Source organism: Dolichospermum sp. DET69, from assembly GCA_017355425.1.
In the GTDB taxonomy this organism is placed as follows: Bacteria; Cyanobacteriota; Cyanobacteriia; order Cyanobacteriales; family Nostocaceae; genus Dolichospermum.
This window is the reverse complement of the sequence record CP070233.1, coordinates 3,050,932-3,067,425: the sequence shown is the minus strand read 5'-3', so window position 1 is coordinate 3,067,425 and position 16,494 is coordinate 3,050,932. Positions and strand designations below refer to the sequence as shown.

Below are 16,494 nucleotides of genomic sequence, written 5' to 3'. Positions count from 1 at the left end.
GTGATTCAAGAATTAATGATTTCTGGATGCTAATAATGCAAAAAAGAGTAAAAGTTAAACCAAATTCCAAACAGCAAAAAATTGAAGAATTAGCAGATGGTAGTTTAATTGTACATCTCAAATCACCACCAGTAGATGGTAAAGCTAATGAGGAATTAATTAAATTACTAGCCAAAAATTTTGATGTTTCCAAATCCTCTATCAGAATTAAATCTGGGACAACATCTCGACAAAAGGTAATTGAAATTGATGGAATTTAGGAAAATTACCAATTACCAATTACCAATTACCAATTATTAACCTAATTCTGGTGAATTGGGGATAACACCATGTCCTGGATTTTGAGATAAACTATTAACTGTATAACGCTTTTCAGGAACTGGATAACCAGCTTCTCCAAAAGTTTCACGAATGGCTTTATTCGTATCGAAATAAACCTGCCAATAATGAGCATTATTGCAATAGGGACGGACTGCTAGTACAGGACCGGCTAAGTTGAATGTGAGAATTTCTACATCTGGGGCTGGAGATTGGAGAATATTAGGGATATAGCTAATTTTAGCTTTTAAAAGAGCAATCGCTTGATTATGATCTACATCATGAGCTAATTGAGCCAATAAATCAACCCGACGATAAGAATTAGTTGAGTAGTTCTGAATATTGTCCGCAAATATTTTGTTATTTCCCACAATTGTCATCACATTATCAAGTGTATTTAAAGAAGTTATAAACAGTCCAATTTCGACAACAGTTCCTGTCACACCTGCGGCTGTAATAAAATCACCAACTTTGAAAGGTTGGAAAATAATTAAAAATGCTCCTGCTGCAAAATTAGCCAGCAATCCCCCCCATGCTGCACCAATAGCAATACCAACCGCAGCCAGTAATGCCGCAAAGGTAGTTGTTTCTACACCAAAGAAGCCAAGAATTGCCACAATGAGAATAACTCTCAATGTGATCTCAATGATATTTAGCAGATAGTTAATGAGTGTTGGTTCAAGATTTTGGCTTCTGAAAGCACGTTTTAAAAGTTTTACTGCAAATTCAATCAATTTTTGACCAATCAGCCAGAGAAGAATTGCACCGACAACTTTCAGTCCAAAAGTAGTTAACAGTTCGGCAGCAATTTTACTAATCTGTTGGAAATCCATAAATTATGCTTTTTTTGTATTTTTAACACAATCAAGATAAAGCTAATTTTAGCAAAAACAAACAGAGATAATTTTTAGTTGCATGAAGACTAAAAAAATTAACCAATCCATTTAACACAATTGCTAGGTATGATATTTTATCTGTAAACATTTACCCAGCAAAATCTGACTATGACTCAAAATTACCGCATTACTCTACTTCCCGGCGATGGCATTGGTCCCGAAATTATGTCCGTAGCGGTAGACGTGCTAAACGTCGTCGGTAAACGCTTTGATCTGAGCTTTGAATTTTCCACAGCTTTAATCGGTGGTGCTGCTATTGACGAAACCGGCGAACCTCTACCCGCTGTTACCTTAGATATGTGCCGCAATAGCGATGCTGTTTTACTCGCTGCTATTGGTGGTTACAAATGGGATTCTCTCCCCTCGAATTTACGCCCAGAAGCAGGTTTATTAGGGCTGCGAGCAGGTTTACAACTATTTGCTAATTTACGTCCTGCGAAAATTATCCCTCAGTTAATAGACGCTTCCACCTTAAAACGCGAAGTTGTGGAAGGTGTAGATATTATGGTAGTGCGGGAACTGACTGGCGGAATTTATTTCGGTAAGCCTAAAGGTATTTTTACTACAGAAACCGGAGAAAAACGTGGTGTAAATACGATGGTTTACACAGAATCAGAAATTGAAAGAATCGGGCGTGTGGCTTTTGAAACGGCGCGGAAACGAGGTGGTAAACTCTGTTCTGTGGATAAAGCCAATGTGTTAGAAGTATCTCAATTGTGGCGCGATCGCATTACTCAACTTTCCGCAGAGTATACTGATGTGGAATTATCTCATTTATATGTAGATAATGCCGCCATGCAATTAGTTCGCGCTCCCAAACAATTTGATACAATAGTTACAGGAAACTTATTTGGTGATATTCTCTCCGATGCTGCGGCGATGTTAACTGGTAGTATAGGAATGTTACCTTCCGCCAGTTTGGGTGCTGATGGTCCCGGTGTCTATGAACCAGTTCACGGTTCAGCCCCAGATATTGCTGGACTTGATAAAGCCAACCCCTTAGCACAGGTTTTAAGTGCCGCAATGATGTTGCGTTATGCTTTAAACCAACCGGAAGCAGCAGAATTAATTGAGAATAGTGTGTTACAAGTTTTACAACAAAACTATCGCACAGGAGATATTATGTCCCCAGGAATGAAACTTGTTGGTTGTCGAGCTATGGGCGAGGCACTGATGCAAATTCTCGCACTAAAATCAAATTAAAGGATAAATCTGGAAATTTTAGCACCTATTGTTAAAACTTTCAGATAAACTAAAAGCAAATCTATAACTTACATAAAAGCTAATAGTGTACGCCTTACAACAAGAACAAACAAACTTTACTTCACCAAAAAAGCCCCCGTCCTTGATTGACCCTACTGTAATTAGAGCAGCTAGTCATATCTACTATACCTACTGTGAAGTTCATCCAGAAATAGTAGGAAAAGCTACAGGAGTAGCAATTAGTCGAGTAACTCATCGAGGTAAAGTAATTTTTACTAAGTACCCCGTGCTGTTACCCCAGGAATGTTTTGTAGCATTGAATCAAATTGAATCCTATATGTATTAGTCAACTGACAACTGACAAATAATAATATGGACATTTTGATTAATATTCTCATCAGTATCATTGTCTTTGTCTTAGGTGCATCTCTCGGTAGTTTTATTAATGTTGTAGTTTATCGGCTACCGGCTGGTTTGTCAGTGCTGTGGCCACCTTCTCGCTGTCCCAAGTGCTTCAATAGGTTAAAAGCCTATGATAATGTCCCGGTTTTCGGTTGGTTGTGGTTAAAAGGGCGGTGTCGTTATTGCCAAACTCAGATTTCCCGCCGTTATCCATTAGTAGAGGCGTTAACAGGGATAATATTTTTAATAGTATTTTGGGTTTTTCAATTTTCAATTTTCACCATCGGCTATTGGGCTTTTTTTAGTTGGTTATTAGCTCTATCTCTCATAGATTTAGATACAATGACCTTACCTAACCCCCTGACTAAATCCGGTTTAATCTTAGGGATAGTCTTTCAAATGGCTATTGCTTGGTTATCAGAACCGACTTTGGCGGGATTATCAAAACGCTTAATAACAGCTATAGCCGGTGCGGTTCTGGGCTTATATCTGTTTGACGCGATCGCCCTTTTAGGTTCTATGGCTTTTGGCAAAACGGTCATGGGTGCAGGTGACGCTAAATTAGCTGCTATGATGGGAGTATGGTTAGGATGGCGTTATTTGCTACTAGCGGGTTTTATCTCCTGCATCTTGGGAGTATTTATAGGAGGGGGCGCAATTCTCTTCTCCCGTCACCAAATGGGACAAAAAATGCCTTTTGGACCTTTCCTAGCCATAGGAGCAGTAATCACTGTGTTTAGCGGTGAAACTATTTTGTCCCACTATATGAGATTATTTTTGCCTGGATATTAACATCATTTTTTAAATCTTTTTTTGTCTCATGCCGATGATTTTATCAACAGTAACCTGTATTCTCCCTGACTGTAGCTGCTATTACCCCATTGAGATTTAATATCTTGATAATATCTAAGCAGTCACAATATAACATCCTCCCAGTCAGAGCAAATAAAAATACGAACTATGATTTTTGTGATTTTGATGATTTTTGTGATTTTTGTCATTAACTAATCATCTAAATCAAACAAATCAAACAAATCATAGTTCTGACTTTTCATCCCCATCAAACAAATCAAACAAATCACAGTTCCGACAGAATCATCTAAATCAAATAAATCATAGTCCCGACATAATTACATAAAATAAAAAATGGCAAACAACGAAGAATCACGCGGTTTAAAGTCTCTATTTGATTGGTTTGCAAATCGGCGCAAATCAGGAAGTTCCAATTTAGAACGCCAAGAACGGGAAATTGCCGATGGTTTGTGGCATAAATGCCCTAAATGTAGTGTTCTTAGCTACACAAAGGATTTAAAAGCTAATCAAATGGTTTGCGCTGATTGTGGTCATCATAATCGGGTTGATAGTGATGAACGAATTCGTCAATTAATTGATGCTAATACTTGGAAACCATTGGATGAAAATTTACGCCCAACGGATCCATTACAGTTCCGCGATCGCAAACTCTATAGCGATCGCTTGCGAGAAACACAAGAAAAACTCGGACTTATAGATGCTGTTAAAACTGGGTTAGGACAAATTAATACTTTACCCTTAGCCCTAGGAGTCATGGACTTCCGATTTATGGGTGGAAGCATGGGTTCTGTTGTTGGTGAAAAACTCACCCGCATGATTGAACAAGCCACCCAACGGCGTTATCCTGTTGTGATTATTTGCACATCAGGCGGTGCGAGAATGCAGGAAGGAATGCTGTCTTTAATGCAAATGGCCAAGATATCCGCAGCACTCCAACGTCACCGAGATTCTAAACTATTATATATTCCCATTTTAACTAATCCCACTACCGGAGGTGTTACCGCCAGTTTTGCCATGTTGGGTGATATCATCATCGCTGAACCAAAAGCAACTATTGGTTTTGCGGGAAGACGGGTAATTGAACAAACTCTCAGAGAAAAACTACCGGAAGATTTCCAAACCGCTGAGGACTTACTTAAACACGGATTTGTTGATGATATCGTCCCCCGGACACAATTAAAAACTACTCTGACACAATTAATTGCTCTGCATCAACCCTTACCCACAACTACACCAAACATGGTTTTGTGGGAAACAATGAAATTAAGTTCTACTGCTGTTGAATAGGTAATGGGTAATTGGTAAAAACTCTTAGAGGTTGTTTGATAGCTTGCGTGGCGTAGCCATAAAGTGTTTCGCTGTGACTTTAGGCATTTTTAGATCCCCCCTAACCCCCCTTAAAAAAGCTACAGTGTACAAACAAGTCTTCTAGAGTTGCCCCACAACGTTTAGATCCCCCCAACCCCCCTTAAAAAGGGGGGCTAAATTCTTCAAAGTCCCCCTTTTTAAGGGGGATTTAGGGGGATCGGATCACGTTTAGCATCCTGTCTAGAGATGTGTGTACACCGTAGCCTTAAAAAAGGGGGGAACCAGAATCAAAGTCTCCCTTTTTAAGGGAGATTTAGAGGGATCTAAAACTTTTAATACCGACATGAGGACTTTTTAAACATCCTCTTACATATATCTGTTGCCTTTTCCATGACTCCTAATTCCTCTGTTCTCGAACAAAAATCAGGGGAATTAGCCCTAATAGTCGGCATATACTAGATATGGCAAATAAGCCTAATAAACCGCCAAATTCGGGAGTTTGGGCGACAAAACCGCCGATTGTTGTGCCTAAAGCTCCACTCACTCCCGCTACAGCAGCAGCGATCGCAATATAGATAGATTGATTTTTCATTGGGACAATTCCCAAATACATATTAGTCATACATAAATCAATTGCTGCCCAGGTGATACCAGTAAAAATATGTAAAAGCGGCAACCACAACCAAAAATCAAGTTGATCATCACCAATTCCTAACCATAATAATGGTGTAATAGCTACTAAAACACCAACACAGATGAGAATGGGACGATTACCAATTCTATCAGCTAATTTACCCCATATAATCAACATCAACAGATTTGCCCCCGTCTGAAGACTACTATAAATAGTTACTAAAGTCACATCTAAATCTAAAGTATCTAATAAATAGAAGTTAAAAAAAGGTGCGCTCAAATGTACAGCTAACATCCATAAACTGGAATAAAGCAGAAATATTAAAAAATTAGAATTTTGCCAAATAATATTAGTCCAATTAGTCTCATCTTTGGTAACATCTTCAGTCGGATTTACATATAAATTTAGACTGTTCTGATTTTGTAATTGAGGATTTACGTCTGCTTGAAAATATTGACAATACAAACTAACAATCCCACAAATAATCCCTAAAAAGAGAACCAATCCATAACCTTGGATAGTTCCACCATCCCAATTTGATATTACTAATCCAGCCAAAGGTACAGATATTAAATTCGTCAGATTACAGACACTATTGCGAATACCAAAATATCTACCTCGTAACCTGCGGGGAACAATAATTGCTAACCAACTCAACCAAGATGCACTTCCTAATCCTCCTAAAAGATGAGTAAAAAAGACAATTGACAGTGTTAATATTACTAACTGTTGGGAATTTAGTAAACTGAAATTATTCGCAAAAATACAAATTACCAGAATTAGCCACAATAACCGAGAAGTTCCAAAGGTTAATAGAGAATATTGAAATCTACTGGTAGTCTGTTCAGAAATGTAAGCACCCACAGGTTGAATGAAATTTACCAGCATGGGAATTGAGGATAACATTCCAAATATGATTGGAGTAGCATCCAACTCGACTAACAAATTACTGACTAAAATTCCACCGGTACTCAAAGAAAAAATAGATGCAAAAACAGCGTCTATTGTAGAAGCTTGTAGACTGGTACGAATAGTATTTTTAGAAAATACTGGTGGAAACTGTTTAGTTAATGAAGAACCCAGATTGGGAATTTGAATATCTAGTGGTTCAACTATGTCAACCGGAAGAGAATTCATACATTATGATGACTACTGATCATCAATCGTAGAGTGGATATAATTTTCTATCATTTAAACTACAAAATTATCTGCGTTTAATTCTGACTTCTTATACCTCACTTAGAGGTTGTTTGATAGCGAAGCGTGGCGTTAGCCATAAAGTATTAGATGAAACCGATAATCTCCAAAAACCTAACCCCCCTGCCCCCCTTCCCTACGAGGGAAGGGGGGTTTCAAAGCCTCTCCTCGCTTCGGGGAGAGGTTTACAAGAGGGGTTTATTTATACATTAAAAACTTTTCAAACATCCTCTTAAAGGGGAATAGCTTGATCAGTTTTCAGACTCACAGTTTAGGCAACACCTCCAAAAATGTCATCCGTATCTTATAATTAGGAGAATGAGCAAGTTTTTGCCATTAATAATTGAGAAAAAGATGTAATTCTCCCCTATTTCTCACTATGAAAATAATAGTTTATATTTATACAGATCCATTACTTGATAACGTTCCCAATCAAAATGATTGGGGTTGGGAAGTAGATAAAATTTATGAAGATTTAGGGAAACGTAGCCAATTACAACAATTATTAACTGATTGTCAAACAGAAACAGTAAATTATCTACTGGTTCGCCGATTAGAAGAATTAGGTGATACTTTAGTAGAAGTAAGCGATCGCCTCAACCAACTATACTCAACTCCACTCTGAACTACTGCAATTATGAATTAAGCTAATACGCAGCTAAATTTGATTTAGTGAAGTGAGAAAATTAAACCATCAAACTCTTATCTGTTCCCGTTCGGCAGTTGGAGAGGCTCACTGACCACTAACGCTCACAGCGAAGCCTGTTCCCTTGTCTCAAGCAACAATTTAAATCCGTGACAGCTTACGCATCTGTAAGGTAATTTTGTTCTGTGAGAAAACCAATTACCTTAGCTATACTTTCCTCGATAGTTTCAACTGACGTATCACAAACAATATCAGGATTAATTGGTTTTTCATAAGGATCATCAATGCCAGTAAAGCCTTTAATCTCTCCACTTCTAGCTTTTAAATAAAGACCTTTCACATCTCTGGCTTCACAAACCTCTAAAGAGGCACTAACATATACTTCTATAAAATTTGTTGTTGTTTCACGCAGTTTATTTCTCACATCCCGATAGGGACTAATTAAAGAAACAATTACTCCTACTTGATTTCGGCTCAGTAGATTTGCAACAAAGCCAACACGATAAACATTAGTATCGCGGTCTTCTTTGCTAAAGCTCAGACCTTGGGAAAGATTTGTTCTGACTATATCTCCATCTAGAACTTCTACTGAAATTCCGCGTTCCTTGAGTACACTCTCTATGCCGTGAGAAAGTGTACTTTTACCTGCACCGCTGAGTCCTGTCAGCCACAGTATAAAACCCCGTTTTTTTTCCATAAGAGTACCTGGTATGTTTGCTTGCTTAGGTTATACTACGGACGTATGTTATACTACGGACGTGATTTTGTCAAAATATCTAAACAATTGTATTTTTTAAATTTTTTTAGCAGCGATCGCCCGAAAATTTTGTTATCTCAGGTGTTAAAGTGCTGAAATTTAAGCGCCGAAATTGATTAATCATGTTTTTTACTCAAAATACCCCTGCTCTGAGTTTACAGCCAGAAAGCACCCTAACTGATGGACAATTAACCTGTTCTTGGCAGGATGTTATAGACATTTTCGAGGATTTATCAATATTCTTGGAAAAAAACAAGATTAGTATTACAGACTGTTTAGCTCTAGAATGTGAAAATTCCCTGCCTAGTGCCTTAACTTTGTTGTATTTGCTGGAAAAAGGGTATAGTTTTCTCTTGCTACCTCAAGCAGATCAACCTGCTGTTATTCCTTCATTTTGTCACTATCAAATGATCCCAACTAGGGAAAATCTAGGAAAAATAGATGACCTCACAAAATTTGATAGTTGGTTAAAAATCACCGAAAACGAGGAATATCAACCGATTAATGATGGGGGAAAAAAGCTGTATATGCGGACATCTGGGAGTACGGGAAATCCCAAAATGGTTGTTCACTCCCATGAGCAAGTGCTAAAAAATGCTCTTAATTGTGTGGAAAGACTGACATTAAGCCCTAATGATCGAGTTGCTATTCCTGTCCCTCTTTATCATATGTATGGTTTGGGGGCTGCTTTTCTTCCCAGTGTAGCCGTTGGTGCTGCTATTGATCTGCAAAAAGGTGCAAACCTACTCAGATATTTGCAAAGAGAAAAAGACTTTAATCCTAATGTCGCTTTTATGACTCCTAGCTTTTGCAAAACCTTAATTAAAGGACGAAAATCAGCTAGAGATTATAAACTGACGGTAATTGCGGGAGATGGGATTAAAGAGGATACCTTTACGAAGTATGAACAGAATTTTGGCTGTTTAGTTAAATTATACGGTAGTACAGAAATGGGAGCGATCGCTGCTGGTAGTCCCAAAGACGAAAAAGATGTGCGTTGTCAAACTGTGGGTTTACCTATGTCTGGGGTAAAAATACGAATAAAACCCCAGTCTGTAGACGCTCAAGAACAAGGGGTTGGAGAGATTTACTGTCATCATCCTTATGGTTTTGATGGTTATGTTGATACAGCAGGTCAGCCAATTATACCCGAACAAACAGAGCCAGATGGTTATATAGCCATGAAAGACCTGGGAAAACTCCGTGCAGAAGGTCATCTAGAAGTTTGGGGAAGATGCGATCGCAGCGTTAACCGTGATGGATTTTTAGTATTATTTTCTGATATTGAAAAGAATATGGAAAAGATTACGGGAATTGAAACCGTTGTGGTAGAATCCTACGGGGAAAGTCAAAGGGGGAAAGGTTTAGTTGCTTTCTGTATCTTGTCAAAGAGTGCCAATCTTGATGAAACTGATATTAAAGCATCATGTTTTAATATCTTATTGAAGCGGGCTATTCCCGATCAAATACTTATTATCAAAACCTTACCAATGTTACCCAATGGTAAGATTGATAGACAAAAATTAATTAGTGTTTTACCAAAGAGGTCTTGAAATGACTACAACCATCGTTAATCAACTGAAAACTGTTATCGCCCAAGAGTTGGATGTCAACCTTAAAGAAGAAGAAATTGATGAAACAGTTTCCCTATTTGAAGACGGATTAGGATTAGATTCCATCGCCATTGTGGAATTAATTGCCTTAACCGAAAAGCGTTTTAATATTGAGTTTTTTGACTCTGAGTTAAATCTAGAATCCTTTAGTAACCTCAATGTTTTAGCTGATTGTATTGCTCAGAAAATGCCAGAAAATGTAAAAAGTTAACCACTAAACATGATAGGGAGTTCGCAGAAATACCTTTGTAGTCGTGGTTTTCTACACCCAATGTTAATCAGCATTTCTCAATACACACTAGGTTATTAAAAATCATGACTTTAACAGTTGAACGTTCGGAAATCCAAACCCCTAAGCGTCTGCCACTAAATCCTAATTATCCCCCGTTTCGGCAGTGGAAAAGAGGCGTAGTGAATGAAAAACTCCAAGAAGATCCTCTTTGTCTTTATATTCATATTCCTTTTTGTACCCAACGATGTGCTTTCTGTTATTACAAAACCGTTGATCTCAAAGAAAGACCGGAAATCCCTGGATATGTAGATGCGCTCTGCCAAGAAATTAAAATGGTTGCAGAGAAATTTAACTTAAGTAAAAGACCCATTAAAGCCGTTTATTTTGGTGGAGGAACGCCCACAGTATTAGAAGAAAATCACCTGGTGCAAATTGTCTCAGCTTTACGGGAAAATTTCCATCTTTTTGATGAAAGAATCCAGTTTTCAGTGGAAGCAGAACCTCTGAGTGTTTCTCCATCAAAAATGAATGTTCTCAGAGAAATAGGGGTAAATCGTCTGAGTTTAGGAATCCAGTCTTTTAATAATGAAATCATTAAATTAAGTGGCCGGGGACATGATGAAAAACAGGCTTATCGAGCGATAGATGTGGCTCAAAAAGCCGGTAATGGGCAATGGTCAATTAATATTGATTTATTGAGTGGATTAGCTGGAGAAACCACAGAAACCTGGAAAGAAAGCCTAGAAAGCGCTCTGAAAACAGGGGTAGAAAGTATTACAGTTTACAAAATGGAAGCCTTTGCGAATACAGAGGTATTTCAGCAAGGTGTCCGTCAAGAAACCATAGAATTACCATCAGAAGAGCTAGAAATGCAGTTTATGCAGTTAGCGATGGAACGGTTTGAACGAGCGAATTATCACCCTTGGAGTCATTTTACTTATACCAAGAACCCAAGCGATCGCAGCGAATACATCTTCAATATTTGGCAAGAAGTGGACTTTTATGGCTTTGGGGTGTCTGCATTCGGATATTTAGGCCATTCTTTGCTGCAAAATACCAGCGACATGGAAAAATATACCAGCCTGATGACAACAGGAGAACTACCCTTAGCGCGTGGTTATCAGTTTACCAGCTTAGATAGGATGGTAAGAGAGGTTTTGCTGGGTATGAAGCTATTACGCTTTGATCTAGCTAAATTTCAGCAAAGACACGGATTTAAATTACAATTTCTCTGCGGTGGAACTTTAAACCAACTGGAAAGCGGAGGTTTTATCAAAGTATCGGACACAGAAATTGAATTAACCTCCAAAGGCATTCTGTATGGAGACTATGTAGGGGAAACCTTAGCAGCATCTTTGAAAAATATCAGATAGAGTCACATGAATTTACCGGTGTCCGAACTCAATGATTTACCAATTTTAACTCCCTCGGAAATTGAGGAACAAGCGATCGCAATTTTGGGGGATATCAAAAATTCCCCAATTCCTCAAATGGATATAGAGCAATTGATCCAGAGGTTGGAAGACTTTAAATATCAATGGCAAAAGGCTTTTACAGACTTTGGAAAAGACTACCGAGGGGAACTAGCCTATAGTGATTTGATCGCAGATTTTGGCGAAAGAATAGCCCCCGTGGCGAAAAAATGGCTACCCCCATCAGGAACAGCAAATAGAGCAGTTAACGTCATTATTTCCATGTTGTCAACACCCAAACCTGTTTCCGTACCCTTGAATAAGCAGCTATCTATAGCCAGAAGCAAGCTCAAAGCCAAGTTAGAGGGAGATGAAAACCAAAATTTCCTGATTCCAGAGTTTACAAAGCCAATTTTTATCGTTTCTGCACCTAGAGCCGGGAGTAGCTTATTATTTGAAACCCTAGCTCAATTTCCCGATTTGTGGACAATTGGCGATGAAAGTCACGAAATTATCGAAGGAATCCCTGCATTACACCCAAGAGCGCGAAATTTTAGTTCTAATCGCTTGATAGAAAGTGATGCTACCTCAGAAATTGGTTTAAATCTGAAAAAACGCTTTGTTCAACAATTGCAAAATCGGGAAGGAGTGAAATATCTCCATCTTCCTGAGTCAGAACGGCCAAATAAAATTCGTTTTTTGGAGAAAACACCCAAAAATGCCTTCAGAGTTCCTTTTATAAAGGCTATATTTCCTGATGCTCTCTTTATCTATCTCTATCGAGATCCTAAAGAAAATATCAGTAGTTTGATGGAAGGATGGCGATCGCAGCGGTTTATTTCCTATCAACCCCTACCAGGTTGGCCTTATCGCAATTGGAGTTTTCTCCTCGTTCCCGAATGGTCATCTTTGCAAAAGTCCTCATTGGTCGAAATTGCTGCTCATCAGTGGAAAACAGCGAATTCTTGCCTGATAGAAGACTTAAAAACCCTGGATTCCTCTTGTTGGCACTTAGTTAATTATCAGTAAACCAAAAAGTTTTTCCCAAAGAGTGATTTTTACGGAGTGCTGACGCTATTGCTACAGACGCAGCAGGCATCACTAACAAAATACGACAGATACTCATGTACTATAGAATACCAAATATATAAGAAATAGTTATCATAATTTGCACTGGATCAAAATATGAAATGATGAAAGTAGTGTGTAGCATATTGGCTGAAAAAATTGACTGTTTCATCTCTAACAAAAGCCACGCGGGGCGAGTCTACAGAAGAACTCGTTTTAACCGACTCAGAAACTCTTGATGAGGTTATTCAGTGTTTAGTAGAAAATTTTTCGATTGAAACGCAAGGAGCCTGTGACCAACAAACTTTATTCGAGATTCTGGTTAAAGCAGCCAGCACTGGAGACAGTATTGAAAACACAGCTAAATTGTTAAAAAATATTCCGACAGCTAATGATATTAGATATCATCTCAATAAAATTAACAATTTTGAGGAATTAGAAGCGCAAATAAATCAAGCATTAAAAAGTCGAATTCCTTTAGGATTAAAAAAAGGGTGTTTGAAAATAGCGATTGATTTAAATTTAATTTGTTATTATGGTCAACCAACATCGTCAGAATTACCCTACATATATCGAAGTGAAGCTAAATCTGGTACTAATTCATTTTATGCCTATGCCACTTTATATGTTATTAGTAATAATAAGCGTGTAACTCTAGCAATAAGAGGTGTTCGCCAATTAGATACTAGTGTGGCTTTAATTACTTATTTATTAGCAGAACTTGAATCCCTAAAAATAAATGTAAAAAAACTCTATTTGGATAGGGGATTTTTTAATACTCCTGTAATTAGATGGTTACAGGCATTAGATATTCCCTTTCTTATGCCTGCTATCAAGACTGGAAAAAAAGGAGGAATCAAACAATTCCTCAAGGGTAAAAAAAGTTATAAAACTACCTATACTATTACAAGAGACAAAGATGATTTTGTCACATTTGATTTATGGATCGTCTGTAAATATAGAAAGGGAAAGCATAAAAAGCATGGGGTTCAATACTTTGTTTATGTTGCTTATAAGGTCAAAACAAATTTAAATTATATCTATCAAGATTATCGAAAAAGATTTGGCATTGAAACCAGTTATCGTCTGAAAAATATTTGTCGAATTAAGACGAATAACAAAAATCCAGTCTTGAGATTACTATTCATTGGAATATCCTTTCTTCTAATTAACATCTGGGTGAATCTACTATGGCTCAAAATCAGTCGTAAAAGGAAAGGTAGTAGATTAATTTATCGCACACTTTTTACACTCAAACAGATGTTAGCCTTTTTATCTCAAGCCCTACAGAAGAAATATCAAGTCGTTGAAAGCATTTATATTCCATCCGGTTAGCGTCAAGAAATTATTAACCAGCTAATCATAAGTAATTATTATCTATACTATGTCTGCTGATTAGAGTATCGGGAATAAAAAAGTATTTTATACTACACAGTATTTGGCGATCTCCCTTCAGGAAAAAACTTTTTGGTTTACTGATTATCAGGACTTGGTTGAGCGATCGCAAAAAACCATCAACGACATCGCCGAATTTGCCCAACTCCATCAAGATCAACATATTGAGCAAATGCTTTCTCAACCTTTAGCGATCGCTCAACGAACCTTATCCACCCCGTCGGCGGAAAAATGGCGCAAAAACGCCAGGGAACTGGCTACAGTCCTGCCAGATTTAGAAAACCTCATTAATATTCTAGAAAGGGGCAATTTTTGAGTTTGATCTGAAATTTTGCATGGGTGGGACTTGAGGGACTTCCAAAAAATAAATCATCCAATTTCGTAGGGTGTGTTCATAACGCACCATTATACAGCGGTTTCCGCTCTTGTGAGGTACATCTTAGCCCCCTCCTCGCTTGCGGTGAACCAGCGCTGTAGGTGGGTTTCCCTCCATAGGCGACTGGTGAACCCGAAGGGGGGGTGGGGTTCTTGTACCTCATAACACCGGGTTAATTATTTAGTAAATTAAGGAATTATCTTCATGCTACAGGCAGAAGAACTTGATAAATGTAAAATTGAATTATTGAAAGATAGTTTAAGCAGAAGCCCAATTGAACTTGCTGAATTAAGTACACTTCAGCGAATTATCTTAATTACTGATGGAACTTTAACTGATATTCTGGAAATTTATCTATTAGAAAAGATTGCAATTATTAAACTTTCTGAAGAAATAGTCAACATTACTGAAAGTATCCCTCTTTTAAATCTGGAAGTTGGCAACAAAGTTATTAAAAGAAGAATATTTCTCCAAGGAAGAATTAGCCAAAAAAACTGGGTTTACGCTGAATCTATGGTGGTTCCCGACCGACTAGATCCAAGATTTAAAGAACAGTTACTCAACTCAGTAAAACCCATTGGTAAACTCTGGTTAGAATATCGCGTGGAAACCTTTAAAGAAATTGTTGATTTATCTCAAGAACTTGCTGGTAATTTAGCTGAGGATTTTAAAATTAACAAAGATGAAAACCTCTTTTCACGGACTTATCGAGTGTTTTCACAAAATCAACCTGTAATGATGATTACCGAAAAATTCCCCACTAGTTTTTTCATCTAAAAAATATAAAATGAACGAAAAACAATCTCACGTTTTTAATACACCTCGCTGGCATAAAACCTGTTTGATGCCAACTCATGGCAAAGGGATTTATGTTTATGATTCCGAAGGTAAATCCTATCTAGATGCCATCGGGGGAACTCATGTTATTTCCATTGGCCATGGTGTTACAGAAGTAGCTGATGCGATCGCTAAACAAGCTCGTGAACTGTGTTTCATCCATAAAGCTCAATTTACCAGCGAACCCCAAGAACGTTTGGCTGATGTCGTCACAGCAATGGCTCCAGAGGGCATGGATAGAGTTGGTTTCGTTACCGGTGGCTCAACAGCCAATGAAAAGGCTTTTCAAGTAGCACTTTATTACCATCAACTCCGAGGAAAACCCAGCAAATATAAAATTATCTCCCGTTGGCATAGTTATCACGGTCATACAATTGCTACCCTAGCCATGTCCGGGAGTCGGTTTGTTCGCAGCAGTTTACCTCCCTTTGATTTATTAAATTTTCCCCATATTCAAGCCCCCCACTGTTATCAATGTCCCTATGGACTCACCTATCCCAGTTGTCAACTCGCTTGTGCCAATGAACTAGCCAGGACAATAGAACAAGAAGGCCCCGATACCATAGCCGCTTTTATTGCCGAACCGATTATTGGTGGTGCCGGTAGTGCGATCGTTCCCCCACCGGGTTACTATGAAAAAATTCGAGAAATTTGTGATTTTTACGATATTCTTTTCATTTCCGAAGAAATTATCACAGGCTTCGGTCGCACTGGTAAGAATTTTGGAATTGACCACTGGAATGTCATCCCGGATATGATCACAGCCACAAAAGCCTTAAGTAGTGGATACGCGCCCATTGGAGCCGTGATTATTCACAAAAGGGTTCGAGAAATATTTGATCATGCCACTAAAAATATACCCCTATCATTGTTCACCTATGCGGGACATCCCATTAGTTGCGCTGCGGCCTTAGCTGTACAAAACTATCTTGCTGAACATAATCTGATTGAAAAATGTGCAGTCATCGGTAAATATCTGAAAAATGAATTACAAAAGTTGGCTGCACGGGAATCATTCATTGGAGATGTTCGCGGAGAAGGGTTATTAATAGGGATTGAATTTGTCCAAAACCGAGAGACTCATCAACCATTTTCCCGTTCCCTGGGCATAACTGAAAAAATCATGCAAATAGGCTTAAAAAATGGCTTAATTCTCCGAGGTAGATTTGGTACGGGAATAGGAGTAGATGGAGATCACATTTTAATTTCGCCACCTTTTATTATTACAGAAACTCAATGTGATGAATTAGTGGAAAAATTAGAATTGACTTTCAAAGAAGTAAAACAGGCTCTTAATTTGGTCTGTGCTGAATAATCTAAAAATGTGAAATCAGGTAGGTTGGGTTGACGTTCTTGTTACCCAACATTTACAGACTTTTGTTGGGTT

At 38.1% G+C, this 16,494-nt stretch carries 16 protein-coding genes and 1 pseudogene; 14 read left to right on the top strand and 3 right to left on the bottom strand.

Annotated features, from left to right (window positions below; all coding sequences use genetic code 11):
• Positions 1 to 35 precede the first annotated feature (35 nt).
• Complete coding sequence (locus EZY12_14035) at positions 36 to 260, top strand: DUF167 domain-containing protein (protein QSX65985.1); 225 nt, start codon at positions 36 to 38, stop codon at positions 258 to 260.
• 36 nt (positions 261 to 296) lie between these two features.
• On the opposite strand, the gene EZY12_14030 is transcribed toward EZY12_14035, so the two are convergent.
• The gene (locus EZY12_14030; GenBank protein QSX65984.1) at positions 297 to 1,151 is read right to left on the bottom strand and encodes a mechanosensitive ion channel family protein; all 855 of its coding nucleotides are present in this window, start codon (positions 1,149 to 1,151) and stop codon (positions 297 to 299) included.
• Positions 1,152 to 1,322: 171 nt separating this feature from the next.
• On the opposite strand from EZY12_14030, the gene leuB reads away from it, so the two are divergent.
• The 4 genes from leuB to EZY12_14010 all read left to right on the top strand — a co-directional run bounded on the left by leuB (position 1,323) and on the right by EZY12_14010 (position 4,919).
• Positions 1,323 to 2,417, top strand: coding sequence for a 3-isopropylmalate dehydrogenase (gene leuB / locus EZY12_14025; protein ID QSX65983.1), 1,095 nt, complete (start codon positions 1,323 to 1,325; stop codon positions 2,415 to 2,417).
• Between the two features lie 85 nt (positions 2,418 to 2,502).
• The gene (locus tag EZY12_14020) at positions 2,503 to 2,763 is read left to right on the top strand and encodes a hypothetical protein (protein QSX65982.1); all 261 of its coding nucleotides are present in this window, start codon (positions 2,503 to 2,505) and stop codon (positions 2,761 to 2,763) included.
• Positions 2,764 to 2,789: 26 nt separating this feature from the next.
• Entirely contained in the window at positions 2,790 to 3,611 is an 822-nt protein-coding gene (locus EZY12_14015; protein QSX65981.1) for a prepilin peptidase, read from the top strand.
• 354 nt (positions 3,612 to 3,965) lie between these two features.
• Positions 3,966 to 4,919 (top strand): acetyl-CoA carboxylase carboxyltransferase subunit beta, encoded by a 954-nt coding sequence (locus EZY12_14010; GenBank protein QSX65980.1) that lies wholly within the window; start codon positions 3,966 to 3,968, stop codon positions 4,917 to 4,919.
• A 418-nt stretch (positions 4,920 to 5,337) separates the two neighbouring features.
• Here the strand turns inward: EZY12_14010 and EZY12_14005 are convergent, their stop codons facing one another.
• Positions 5,338 to 6,711 carry an MFS transporter gene (locus tag EZY12_14005; protein ID QSX65979.1) on the bottom strand — a complete coding sequence of 458 codons (1,374 nt, stop codon included), beginning with the start codon at positions 6,709 to 6,711 and terminating at the stop codon, positions 5,338 to 5,340.
• Between the two features lie 439 nt (positions 6,712 to 7,150).
• On the opposite strand from EZY12_14005, the pseudogene EZY12_14000 reads away from it, so the two are divergent.
• Positions 7,151 to 7,378, top strand: a pseudogene (locus EZY12_14000) (recombinase family protein).
• Positions 7,379 to 7,574: 196 nt separating this feature from the next.
• Here EZY12_14000 and cysC read toward each other — a convergent pair.
• Positions 7,575 to 8,114 (bottom strand): adenylyl-sulfate kinase, encoded by a 540-nt coding sequence (gene cysC, locus EZY12_13995; protein ID QSX65978.1) that lies wholly within the window; start codon positions 8,112 to 8,114, stop codon positions 7,575 to 7,577.
• Between the two features lie 182 nt (positions 8,115 to 8,296).
• On the opposite strand from cysC, the gene EZY12_13990 reads away from it, so the two are divergent.
• From EZY12_13990 to EZY12_13955, 8 genes are all read left to right on the top strand, one after another.
• A complete protein-coding gene (locus EZY12_13990; protein QSX65977.1) occupies positions 8,297 to 9,727 on the top strand; it encodes an AMP-binding protein in 1,431 nt (476 codons plus the stop codon).
• A gap of 1 nt (position 9,728) precedes the next feature.
• Positions 9,729 to 9,998: a hypothetical protein gene (locus EZY12_13985; GenBank protein QSX65976.1), complete on the top strand. Its 270-nt coding sequence runs from the start codon at positions 9,729 to 9,731 to the stop codon at positions 9,996 to 9,998.
• Positions 9,999 to 10,102: 104 nt separating this feature from the next.
• A complete protein-coding gene (locus EZY12_13980) occupies positions 10,103 to 11,392 on the top strand; it encodes a coproporphyrinogen III oxidase family protein (protein QSX65975.1) in 1,290 nt (429 codons plus the stop codon).
• Between the two features lie 6 nt (positions 11,393 to 11,398).
• Positions 11,399 to 12,460, top strand: a complete 1,062-nt coding sequence (locus EZY12_13975; protein QSX65974.1) for a sulfotransferase — start codon at positions 11,399 to 11,401, stop codon at positions 12,458 to 12,460.
• Positions 12,461 to 12,658: 198 nt separating this feature from the next.
• Positions 12,659 to 13,834: an ISH3 family transposase gene (locus EZY12_13970; GenBank protein ID QSX65973.1), complete on the top strand. Its 1,176-nt coding sequence runs from the start codon at positions 12,659 to 12,661 to the stop codon at positions 13,832 to 13,834.
• A gap of 103 nt (positions 13,835 to 13,937) precedes the next feature.
• Entirely contained in the window at positions 13,938 to 14,210 is a 273-nt protein-coding gene (locus EZY12_13965) for a hypothetical protein (GenBank protein ID QSX65972.1), read from the top strand.
• A 264-nt stretch (positions 14,211 to 14,474) separates the two neighbouring features.
• Positions 14,475 to 15,047, top strand: coding sequence for a DUF98 domain-containing protein (locus EZY12_13960; GenBank protein ID QSX65971.1), 573 nt, complete (start codon positions 14,475 to 14,477; stop codon positions 15,045 to 15,047).
• Positions 15,048 to 15,057: 10 nt separating this feature from the next.
• On the top strand, positions 15,058 to 16,422 hold the full coding sequence (locus tag EZY12_13955; GenBank protein ID QSX65970.1) for an aminotransferase class III-fold pyridoxal phosphate-dependent enzyme: 1,365 nt from the start codon (positions 15,058 to 15,060) through the stop codon (positions 16,420 to 16,422).
• Positions 16,423 to 16,494 lie beyond the last annotated feature (72 nt).